8 protein-coding genes and 1 tRNA gene are annotated in these 11,677 nt (G+C 54.8%); 7 read left to right on the plus strand and 2 right to left on the minus strand.

Annotation, left to right across the window (positions count from 1 at the left end; all coding sequences use genetic code 11):
• Positions 1–19: 19 nt before the first annotated feature.
• Positions 20–382, plus strand: coding sequence for a cell cycle two-component system response regulator CpdR (cpdR, locus tag PYL13_RS15545; protein ID WP_192488083.1), 363 nt, complete (start codon positions 20–22; stop codon positions 380–382).
• A gap of 82 nt (positions 383–464) precedes the next feature.
• Positions 465–539 (plus strand) — tRNA-Val (locus tag PYL13_RS15550).
• Between the two features lie 181 nt (positions 540–720).
• Here the strand turns inward: PYL13_RS15550 and PYL13_RS15555 are convergent.
• On the minus strand, positions 721–1,125 hold the full coding sequence (locus PYL13_RS15555) for an acyl-CoA thioesterase (RefSeq protein ID WP_275642051.1): 405 nt from the start codon (positions 1,123–1,125) through the stop codon (positions 721–723).
• 212 nt (positions 1,126–1,337) lie between these two features.
• Between PYL13_RS15555 and PYL13_RS15560 the strand changes: the two genes are divergently transcribed.
• Positions 1,338–1,523, plus strand: coding sequence for a hypothetical protein (locus PYL13_RS15560; protein ID WP_192488081.1), 186 nt, complete (start codon positions 1,338–1,340; stop codon positions 1,521–1,523).
• Positions 1,524–1,536: 13 nt separating this feature from the next.
• Here the strand turns inward: PYL13_RS15560 and PYL13_RS15565 are convergent, their stop codons facing one another.
• Positions 1,537–3,324, minus strand: a complete 1,788-nt coding sequence (locus PYL13_RS15565; protein WP_275641917.1) for an ABC transporter ATP-binding protein/permease — start codon at positions 3,322–3,324, stop codon at positions 1,537–1,539.
• A gap of 247 nt (positions 3,325–3,571) precedes the next feature.
• Between PYL13_RS15565 and PYL13_RS15570 the strand changes: the two genes are divergently transcribed.
• The 4 genes from PYL13_RS15570 to PYL13_RS15585 all read left to right on the plus strand — a co-directional run bounded on the left by PYL13_RS15570 (position 3,572) and on the right by PYL13_RS15585 (position 11,599).
• Positions 3,572–6,898 carry a transglutaminase family protein gene (locus PYL13_RS15570; RefSeq protein WP_275641918.1) on the plus strand — a complete coding sequence of 1,109 codons (3,327 nt, stop codon included), beginning with the start codon at positions 3,572–3,574 and terminating at the stop codon, positions 6,896–6,898.
• A gap of 1 nt (position 6,899) precedes the next feature.
• Positions 6,900–9,305 carry a circularly permuted type 2 ATP-grasp protein gene (locus PYL13_RS15575; RefSeq protein WP_192488078.1) on the plus strand — a complete coding sequence of 802 codons (2,406 nt, stop codon included), beginning with the start codon at positions 6,900–6,902 and terminating at the stop codon, positions 9,303–9,305.
• 6 nt (positions 9,306–9,311) lie between these two features.
• Positions 9,312–10,196: a transglutaminase family protein gene (locus tag PYL13_RS15580; RefSeq protein WP_275641919.1), complete on the plus strand. Its 885-nt coding sequence runs from the start codon at positions 9,312–9,314 to the stop codon at positions 10,194–10,196.
• 152 nt (positions 10,197–10,348) lie between these two features.
• A complete protein-coding gene (locus PYL13_RS15585) occupies positions 10,349–11,599 on the plus strand; it encodes a TadE/TadG family type IV pilus assembly protein (protein ID WP_275641920.1) in 1,251 nt (416 codons plus the stop codon).
• Positions 11,600–11,677 lie beyond the last annotated feature (78 nt).

Genomic DNA, 11,677 nt, shown 5'->3' on the forward strand with positions numbered 1-11,677 from the left:
GGCAGTTACGGTCACCTACATGAGTCAGAAAATTCTTCTCGCAGAAGACGACAACGATATGCGCCGCTTTCTGGTAAAAGCGCTTGAGAAAGCCGGCTACCAGGTATCTTCTTTTGACAACGGCGCAAGCGCATATGATCGGCTTCGTGAAGAGCCCTTCTCTCTGCTGCTGACCGACATTGTCATGCCGGAAATGGATGGCATCGAACTGGCGCGCCGCGCCACCGAGCTGGATCCAGACCTCAAGGTTATGTTCATCACCGGTTTTGCAGCGGTCGCGCTCAACGCCGATTCGAAGGCTCCGAAGGATGCAAAGGTGCTTTCCAAGCCTTTCCACCTGCGTGACCTTGTGGATGAAGTCAACAAACTCCTTGTGGCATAAGGCTTTCAAAAAACCTTTCACAAAACCGCAAAAAAGCAGTTGACGCGTCAATCGGTTTTGTGATCTATGCGCCACATCGGATGGGCGTGTAGCTCAGCGGGAGAGCACTACGTTGACATCGTAGGGGTCACAGGTTCAATCCCTGTCACGCCCACCATCCAAATTCCTTAAGTATCAAGGCCTTGCAGAACACTGCGAGGCCTTTTTACCTTGTGCAGTTAGGTTCGATGAACCTGTCGAGACACCACTTTCCGGCCCCCCACACAGCGTCATTTCGAAGCCCATGCACCCGCCACAAAATGCAGCGGGCACCGGTTCGGTTTGCTGTGACAATTCGATCAGGCTAATGCTTCAGTCGGGCGCGATGGCACCGGACGCGGATTACCATCGTCATCGACAGATACCATCACAAAAACCGCTTCGGTGACCTTCTCACGCGAATCCTGGTAGTGCTTGCGTGTCCAGGCCTCGATCTTGAGTGTGATCGATGTACGGCCAACTTTCACGATGTCAGTATAGACACACAGCGTATCGCCAATTTTTACCGGCTTCTTGAAAACAATCTCGTGCACGGCAACTGTTACGGTACGCCCGCCTGCCACATCATTGGCACGAACAAAGGCCGCAAGGTCCATTTGCGACATGACCCAGCCACCGAAAATATCACCGGCCGGATTGGCATCCGCCGGCATGGCGAGTGTGCGCAGTGTCATTTCCATTGTGTCAGGAGGATTACCGTCCATCTTATGCATACCTTCATTCAAGAGCCTCCCACCCCTTGCTTAACAAAAGCAAGGGACAGCCGCCAAGAGCAAGGTGCGCCACAGTGCTGCAACCCTGTTATGCAAGGGTGCTGCGTCAAACACATTTGGTGAATTTCCATCGGTTTCATAATGCGACATAGACGGATCATTAACCATGATCGGCCAGTATCAGCTCATATACGAGGTGCTAAATGGCGTACGACTGGACTGGCAATAACGTCATGCAGAAGCGTGACGACAGGTTTCTTGCAGCATGCATCATTTCTGCTTTGTTTTTGACTGCGGTCACGATTGGCGCGCTTTTGCGAGAGCCAATCCCTGCACGACAGGACAATCCTTATCTTCTGACAACAGACAAATGGCAGCTGCGGCTGTAATCCCCGCTTTCCCTCAGTGGCCATTTCCGTTGGTCGGCAGTGCCTCAAGATGCACGACCGTCGGAGCAAACTTGTTGATGAATGTTTCAGAGCGCCCAAAATAGATCACCGCACTGTCTTTCAGCGTTAACAACGCGTCGGCAAGCAGGTTTTGCGTGTTCGGCTCGAGCCCTTCCAAAATATCATCAAGAATGAGCCAGCGCGGCTGCAACAGAATGGCATTCGCCACCCGCAGGCACATCTGAGCATCCGTATCGAGCTTCTTGTCCCAACGGGCATTTTCATCAAGACGCGGCACCAGCTCATCCAGCCCACAGAGGGTCAGGACCTCGGAGCACTCCTCGTCGTTAAAGACTGCCGGAGAATGTGGGTAGGACAGAATCTCCCGCAGTGGTGCGACCGGAATGTAACCGCGTTGCGGCATCAGCAGCGCGTCTTCAAGCGGCGGCACGGAAATACGTCCCTGCCCCCACAGCCAGAGCCCGCCCATGGCAGCAAACAACAGACGCCGGTTCACGCCCTGATCGCCATTGACCAGCAAATGCTCGCCAGCTTGCAACTCGACAAACTCTTCCTTCAGGCGGAAACCACGTACCACCTGCTTTGCACCGGCTTCGCCGCAAATCATCACATTGGACAGGATAATCGACTTGGCGGCGGGATCGACTTCGAAGTCGATCGTCGCGCCTTGCTTTTCCACGGCGTCCATTTGCAAAAGCGCATTTCGGAATGCCGAGACACGCAGCAGTGTCGCCTTCCAGCTGGCGATGGCACCAAAATTATCGATGTACCAGCGCAGGGCATTGTTGACCTGGTTGAAGGCACCAACCGCCATCATCAATCCGCCAAAGGTCAGATTGCCGGAGAAATACACTGGAGCGGCAATCAAGATTGGCGCGACAATCGCCAGCCAACCGTACCCCGAGGATACCCAGGTCAGATGCGTTAGTGCCATCGCTAGACCACGGATCACGGAAAGTACGGAATTGATGTCAACGCCAAGCCTAGCCCGTTCGTTTCGCTCCCCCCGCGCCAGTGTAATTGCGGTCATGTTTTCATTGGCGCGCATCAGCGAAAACCGTAGCTCCGCCTCTTTCGAGTAACGTTCGGCATTCAGCCCGACCAGACGATGACCGACAAGATTGCTGAGTAGCGAGGCAGAACCGGCGTAAAACATCGCTGCCCAGACCATGTAACCCGGTATTGCCACCTGCGATCCGCCGATGGTCAGATAGAAACCGCTTGATAGACCCCACAAAACACCGATGAAGCTAACCAACAATATGGTGGAATTGACCAGACCAATGGCAAGTGACGTACTGCTTTCCGCCAGGTTTCGTGAATCCTCATGCAGGCGCTGATCGGGATTAACAGCAATACTGCCAAAACCAGCCAGCTTGGCAGCCCGCCCCGGTTTGAGCCACTGGTGAACCATGTCCTTGCTCAGACCTTCGCGCATATAAAGAGCGGTCATCTGATTAAGCCAGGTTTGAAACACGTTCAGCAACAATAAAGTGCCGGCTATAATGGTGAAAATCTCTAACTGGTGGATGAACCCGTCCATATCTCGCCGCTCAAGCGAGTTATAAAACGGCGCGTACCACTCATTTAATCGAACCTGCCCGTAAGCAGTCACCAAGATGATGAACAGAAGCGCGAATATAAGAGCGAGAAGCCTGTTTCGGACCGGCGAAATCCAGAACGCATTACCCATCATTCTCAACTGGTCCATAAAACCAAGTTCAAAATTCAATGGAGCTGCTGGATCAGGTTTCAAATCAACCTGGCGGGTATTTTCCATGCGTATCGTCCAAACAACAAGGCACAGCAGACGGCCAAATCATCGAGACTCAGCAACGCAAGCCGCCAGACCTATTTACCGTAAGCCCAAAAGATAAGGAACTGCTTACTCTTCGCGGCCCCGTAAAAACCATGATAAAGCCTGTATAATCCGCCTTGCTTTATTTGCGTGCATTGCACAAAATCCTGATAATAACAGAGGGGGCGGCTAAGTCCGCAATAACCGGCTTGGCCGGACAAAGGATAATATGTCTATTAAGGCAAGTATTTATCATCTCACCCATTACATCTATGACAAACCGGTCCGGCTCGGGCCTCAGATCATCAGGTTAAAACCGGCAGTTCATTCCCGCACCCGGGTTATCAGCCATGCACTCAAGGTCACGCCTGCAAATCACTTCGTGAATTTGCAGCAGGACCCCTACGGCAACTACCTCGCCCGTTTTGTGTTTCCCGAACCGGTTACGGAGTTTAAAATAGAGGTCGATCTGGTGGCAGATATGACCGTCTATAACCCGTTCGACTTCTTTGTTGAGGAAGAGGCCCAAAAATGGCCTTTCGATTATCCCGAGACACTGCGCGAAGACCTGTCGATCTACATGAAACCGGAACCCACCGGTCCCTACCTTTCCGAGTACATGCAGACTATCGACCGGTCTCCCGGCCAGCCAACGGTGGATATGGTTGTCGGCCTCAATGCACGCTTGCAGCAGGAAACCGGTTACGTCATTCGCATGGAGCCGGGCGTTCAAACGCCGGAAGAAACTCTGCAGACCAAAATGGGCTCATGCCGCGACAGCAGCTGGCTTCTGGTGCAGATATTACGGCACTTGGGTTTTGCTGCCCGATTCGTATCTGGCTACCTCATTCAGTTGGCGCCTGATTTGAAGGCACTCGACGGCCCCTCCGGCACCGAAGTTGATTTCACTGACCTGCACGCATGGGCAGAAGTCTATCTGCCTGGTGCTGGCTGGGTTGGACTGGACCCGACATCTGGCCTTTTGACGGGCGAAAGCCATATTCCGCTGGCAGCCACACCGCATTACCGAAACGCCGCACCGATTTCCGGCGGTTATTACGGACAGGCCAACACCGAATTTGCCTTTGATATGCAAGTACGTCGTGTGGCAGAACATCCCCGCATTACCAAGCCTTTCTCCGACGAAAGCTGGGACAAGCTGAATGCGGTTGGCGAGGAGGTCGATAGACTTCTGCAAGAACAGGACGTTCGCCTGACGATGGGAGGAGAACCGACTTTCGTTTCGATCGATGATTTTGAAGCGGAAGAATGGAACACCGGCGCCGTTGGCCCGACCAAACGGGAAAAGGCTGATATCCTTATTCGCAAACTCCGCGAACGTTTCGCCCCCGGCGGTTTCCTGCATTACGGCCAGGGTAAATGGTATCCCGGTGAAAGCCTGCCGCGCTGGACATTTTCGCTTTATTGGCGAAAGGACGGAAAACCGATCTGGCAGAACCCGGCACTGGTGGCACAGGAAGGCGCAGAAACCGGCGTGACGGCGGCCGACGCCGAAAATCTCCTGACCACGATTGCGACAAATCTCGGCATTGCCAATGACATGGTTCTGCCCGCCTATGAAGATCCGGCAGAGTGGATCGTCAAGGAAGGCAATCTGCCCGAAAACGTTGATCCGTCGAATTCAAAACTGAAGGACCCGGAAGAGCGAAGCCGCATTGCACGGGTTTTCGAGCGCGGATTGACCACGCCAACCGGCTACATCCTGCCGGTGCAGGCTTGGAATGCCAAAGCATCAACGCAACGGTGGATCAGTGAAAAATGGAAAACAAGGCGCGGCCGGGTTTTCCTCGTTCCCGGCGACAGCCCGGTCGGGTATCGCCTGCCGCTTGGCACGCTGCCTTACGTCCCCCCTGCCGCCTACCCCTACATTCACGAGGCAGACCCATCCGTTCCAAGAGGGCCATTGCCGGAGGTTACGGAACCAACCGGCCGCGTCATGCCGGAAGCATCCTTTCATGCGGATGAAACGATATCGCAGGACCGCATCGAACAGTCGATCGGTGAACTGGGCGGCGCAGTGCGCACCGCAATGTCTGTGGAGCCGCGCGACGGTCGTCTTTGTGTATTCATGCCGCCGGTCGAGCGTATTGAAGACTATCTGGAACTGATTGCCGCGGCAGAAAGTGCGGCCAGCGCGCTTGGCCTGCCCGTCCATATCGAAGGATATGCGCCCCCCCATGACGAGCGGATAAATGTTATCCGCGTGGCACCCGATCCCGGGGTCATCGAGGTTAACATTCACCCGGCATCAAGCTGGAAAGAATGTGTCGACATCACTTCGTCGATTTATGAGGACGCCCGGCAGTCTAGACTTGGTGCCGACAAGTTCATGATCGACGGTCGTCACACTGGCACCGGCGGTGGAAACCATGTGGTCGTTGGCGGTGCAAACCCCAATGACAGCCCCTTCCTGCGCCGCCCGGACCTGCTGAAAAGTTTGATCCTCCACTGGCAGCGCCATCCGTCGTTATCCTATCTGTTTTCGGGCCTATTCATTGGCCCAACAAGTCAGGCCCCGCGTATAGATGAAGCGCGGCACGACAGCCTTTACGAGCTGGAAATTGCTATGGCGCAGGTGCCAGCCCCCGGCGAAGGCGTACCTCCCCTGCCTTGGCTGGTCGACCGGCTGTTCCGCAACCTGCTGACCGACGTAACCGGCAATACGCACCGTGCCGAGATCTGCATCGATAAGCTGTTTTCGCCGGATGGTCCGACCGGCCGTCTGGGACTTGTCGAGTTTCGTGGCTTTGAAATGCCGCCAAATGCCCGCATGTCGCTGGCACAACAGCTTCTGGTGCGTGCACTGATTGCCCGCTTCTGGAAAAATCCGGCAAGTGGCAAGCTCGTCCGTTGGGGTACTGCTCTGGCGGATCGTTTCATGCTGCCACACTTCATCTGGCAAGACTTCATGGATGTGCTGGCCGATCTGAAGGCCAACGGTTTTGATATCCAGCCTGAATGGTTCAAGGCACAGCTTGAATTCCGTTTCCCGTTCTTCGGTGAAGTGGAATATGAAGGTGCGAAATTGGAACTGCGTCAGGCGCTGGAACCCTGGCACGTGATGGGTGAGCAGGGGGCAATTGGCGGCACTGTGCGTTATGTCGATTCCTCCGTCGAACGTCTGCAAGTCCGTCTGGAAACTGCAAATCCGGAGCGTTACACCGTTGCCTGCAACGGTCGGGCTGTGCCGTTGAAGCAGACAGAGGAATCAGGTGTTGCCGTTGCCGGTGTTCGCTTCAAGGCCTGGCAGCCATCATCAGGTCTTCACCCGGTATTGCCCGTCAACGCGCCATTGACCTTTGACATTTATGATACATGGTCAGGTAGATCGATTGGTGGCTGCATCTATCATGTTGCCCATCCCGGTGGCCGAAACTATGACACGTTCCCGGTCAATGGTAACGAGGCGGAGGCACGCAGACTTGCGCGTTTCGAACCTTGGGGCCATACCGCAGGAAATTATCCCTTGAGGCCGGAAACGGTTTCACCGGAATTTCCACTGACACTCGATTTACGTCGCCCTCTGGGAGTTTGAATTGGCAAGAACGCCGGCATCGCAGCGCAAAAAGCAAACAGACAAACATTCATTGTTTGCCTATAGCGCCTTGCCGGGCATTGCCGATGAAATGCTGGATACCAACGGCAATATTCGCCCCGTCTGGCAGCACATGGTATCGGCGCTGTCGCGCATGCCCGAAAGGGAACTGCACGACCGTTTTGCCAGAACCGACCGTTATCTGCGCGATGCTGGCGTCTTTTACCGTGACTACGGATCTGGCGCCAATATCGAACGCAGTTGGCCGATTTCACATATTCCGGTCCTCATCGATGGCAAGGAATGGGAAAGCGTTTCACGCGGTCTCATTCAGCGCGCCAACCTGCTGGAAGCGGTCGTCGCTGACATCTACGGAGAGAACCGTCTGGTGCAGGAAGGTTATATTCCGCCTGCCCTGATTGCATCCAATCCGGAATTCTTGCGCCCCCTCGTCGGCACAAAACCGGAAGGTGGCCATTATCTGCACTTCTGTTCCTTCGAAATCGGCCGTGGTCCGGATGGCAACTGGTGGGTGCTGGCTGATCGCACACAGGCTCCATCAGGGGCCGGTTTTGCATTGGAAAACCGCGTGGCAACAACCCGCGCCTTCTCCGATATCTATGCAGAAACCCATGTGCACCGGCTGGCCTCGTTCTTCGGTGCTTTCCGCGACACGCTACAGGCACACCGCAAACACCCGGAAGAACGAATTGCGGTATTGACCCCCGGCCCTGCCAACGAGACCTATTTCGAACACGCCTATATCGCTCGTTACCTCGGTTTCATGCTGTTGGAAGGTGAAGACCTGACGGTGGTCAACGGCCGTGTGATGGTACGCACAGTTGCCGGCCTGAAGCCGATTGGCGTGTTGTGGCGGCGCCTGGATGCCTCTTATTCAGACCCGCTGGAACTCGACCAGAATTCGCGCATCGGTACACCCGGTCTGGTGCAGGCACTGCGTGATGGCTCTGTGACCATCGTCAACGCACTGGGTTCGGGCATTCTCGAAACACGCGCCCTGCTATCATTCCTGCCGACCATCAGTCGCCATATGCTCGGTGAAGACCTGCTATTGCCGTCCATCGCCACATGGTGGTGTGGCCAGAAACAGGAGCGTGAACACGTCGCCCGTAACATCGAAAAAATGGTGATCGGCCCTGCCTATTCCCGCATGCCGTTCTTTGATGATAACGGCCAGTCGGTGCTGGGCGCCACCTTGCGCGACACGGCAAAGGATTCCATCGGGGAATGGCTTGCCACCGACGGCAACAAGCTGGTCGGTCAGGAAGTTGTGACGCTGTCCACCACCCCTGCCTTTGTTGACGGCAAGCTGGTACCGCGGCCGATGAGCCTGCGTGTTTTTGCCGCCCGCACACAAAATGGCTGGCAGATCATGCCGGGTGGCTTTGCCCGTATCGGCAGCAGCCCTGACGTTACAGCCATTGCCATGCAAAATGGTGGCACGGCAGCGGACGTGTGGATCGTTAGCGACAAGCCGGTTGAGCGCACGACACTGCTGCCCGCCGAGGAAACATTCAGCCGCAACATGCCAGGCAGCCTGCCAAGCCGTGCGGCAGACAATTTGTTCTGGCTTGGTCGTTACATTGAACGGGCTGAAGGGGCGTTGCGTATCCTGCGCGCTTGGAATGCGCGTTACGCAGAATCTGCCGATCCGCGCCAACCGCTGCTGGCCCATGTCACGAAATATCTCGCCACCACGGATATCGAAATGAGCGAGGCGGTACCCGCCAGCCTGATTGCCAACATCAACAGCGCCATATATTCGGCCAGCAACATCCGTGACCGTTTTTCACCGGATGGCTGGCTGGCGCTGAACGATCTCGCCAAGACAGCGCGTCGCTTCCACGACAATATTGGCCATGGCGATGACGCCACCCATGCCATGACCATTTTGCTGCGCAAACTCGCAGGCTTTGCCGGTCTGGTGCATGAAAACATGTATCGTTTCACCGGCTGGCGTTTCCTGACCATCGGTCGTTATCTTGAACGTGGTCTGCACATGACCCGCCTGCTGGGCCACATGACAGGTCCGGATGCACCGGATGGTAGTTTCGACATGCTGCTGGAAATCGGCGACAGTGTCATGACCCACCGCCGCCGTTATAACGTCAATACCGCCGGCCTGACGGTGACCGACCTTCTGGCGCTTGATCCGCTCAATCCGCGTTCGATCCTGTTCCAACTGAACGAAATCCGCACCGAAGTCGAACAGTTGCCCAACGCTCTGGTCAACAGCCAGATGTCGCCCTTCTACCGCGAAGCCATGCGCATTCATTCCGGTCTTGCCGTCATGACGGCGGAGAAACTCGACGTGGCGCTTTACCGTCAGTTGGAAAAAGACCTCGAACGCCTGTCCGATCTTCTTGCCCAAACCTACCTTGGTTGATGTGTCATGCTTTATGATCTTTCCATGCACATGGGCTATGTCTACGACGCCCCGGCAAGCGGCGCCCGCCACATCATTCGTGTCATGCCGTTGTCGCTACCGAACCGCCAGCGGCTAATCGCCGGCTCACTGGCCGTCAGCCCGACACCGGATGAAAGAACGTCTTTCTCGGATTTTTTCCAGCAGACGGCAACATCTGTCTATCTGCGCGCCGCCCATGAAAAATTCGACATTCGCATGCAGGCCCGCGTGCAGGTGGAAACACAGCCGCAGCAAGCCGATCTATCACCGCTGCTGGCACGTCTGCCGGATGACATTTTCAACCACTGGTCACTGGATGCATCATCCCCGCATCATCTGATTGGCACCAGTCCACGCATTCCGCAGGATGAGGCCATCCATGCATATGCGCTCGAGACTGTCACACCTGACATGACGGTGCAGGAAATTGCCAAGGTACTGTGCAAGCGCATCCACACAGACTTTACCTATGACCCCAAGGCAACGACAGTCGACACCACACCGAGCGAGGCCTTCAAGCTGAAGCGTGGTGTGTGTCAGGATTTTTCGCATGTGCTGATCATGGCGCTACGCAGCCTTGGCATTCCCGCAGGATATGTCAGCGGATTCCTCAGAACCATTCCTCCCCCCGGCAAGGAGCGGCTGGAAGGCGCAGACGCCATGCATGCCTGGGTGCGGATCTGGTGTGGCACGGTCACCGGCTACATCGAACTTGATCCCACCAACAATATTTATGCCGGCCATGACCACATCGTGGTTGGTTACGGACGCGATTACTCTGATGTATCGCCGGTTATTGGTGTTCTAAAAAGCTACGGCAACCAACAAACTGTACAGGCTGTTGACGTTATTCCGATCGCGGCCGTTTAAGTGTGTTTTTACAAGTCACGCCTGCATTATTTCATGCCAATAACAGCTTATTTTTGCACCAAAATGAGTATCTCTAAAATTTAACCTAACAAGTTAAGCCTTCACGAAGACAGCTTGAATTATTTATGCCTCACTAATTAAGGGGCTGAACCATGACTGTGTTCTCGAAAACAATGCCAGTGCTCAATAAGCTGATTGCCAACAAAGATGGTAACTTCGGCATCCTGACTGCCATTCTCATTCCGGTGACGATTGCCACCGCGGGTGTTGCCCTTGAAATGACCAATGCCATGCAGACGAAGGCGGGCTTGCAGAGCGCTGTAGACGCCGCAACCCTCGCAGCCGCCACCGCTTTCATGCACGAAAACGAAAACCTCTCGCCAGAGCAGGCCTCCAAGCAGGCACTGGAATTTATCGCTGACGAAGCGACGAAACGCCTGTCCCCTGACGCCACTGACGAACAGAAAAAGAAGAAAAAAGAGGAGCTGATGAAAAGCTCCAGCGTCACCGCGAAGGTGGACGAAAGTGTTTCCGGCAAAAACTTTCAGATCACTGCAAATATGAGCTACGGCATGCAGCTCAACCCGCTGATCTCACTGATTTCATCCAAGACCGTCACCATCGGCGTCACCAGCACCGCAGTCAGCAGCATCAACAAGGGTTCGCCGTTGTCGATGTATCTGGTTCTCGACCGTTCGGGTTCAATGTCGTTCAAGACGGATACCATCGACAAATCAAAGTCGTCCTGCGCCAACTATACCGAAAGCAACTGGGGACAGAGCGAATCCAAGGTAACGTCTAGCCCTTGCTACATCAATAAGATCGCGTCGCTGAAAACCGCCGTCAGCTATCTCGTCGATACGCTCAACAAGGCTGACTACAGCTATGTCAAGAATGGCTCGCCTGAATCGAAGCTCGTTCGCACTGGCGCCATCGGCTACAGCGACACGACATATTCAGCACAAGCCATGAACTGGGGCACGACGAAAGCAAATGATTACGTCAAGGCCATCCCAGCCTATCCGACAGGCGGCACAAACGCATACACCGCACTGAATAATGCCTATACAGCGTTGAGAAAATCGACTGCGACTGAAGCAGCAGCTCACAAGGGCAATGGCAGCACGTCGTTTGAACGTTACATTGTGTTTATGACCGACGGCGAAATGTCGAGCACTACCATCGACACCAACGTGCGCACCATGTGCCAGACGATCAAAAACGACGGCATCAAGATCTTCTCGGTTGCCTTCATGGCCCCGACCAAGGGTAAGTCTTTGCTGCAGACATGTGCATCGAGTGCCGAAAATTACTACGCACCTGAAAACATGGAAGAAATCGTTGAGGCATTCGGCGAAATCGCTCGCAAGATGAACGACGAGACCAGCCGCCTTACCAACTGATACAACAAAAAGCACGAACCACCTTACGGCAGCGGCATCTCCGCTGCCGTTTTCGTTTTGATCATTTATCAAAACCCA

The sequence above is a fragment of the Agrobacterium sp. Azo12 genome (assembly GCF_029193765.2).
In the GTDB taxonomy this organism is placed as follows: Bacteria; Pseudomonadota; Alphaproteobacteria; order Rhizobiales; family Rhizobiaceae; genus Agrobacterium.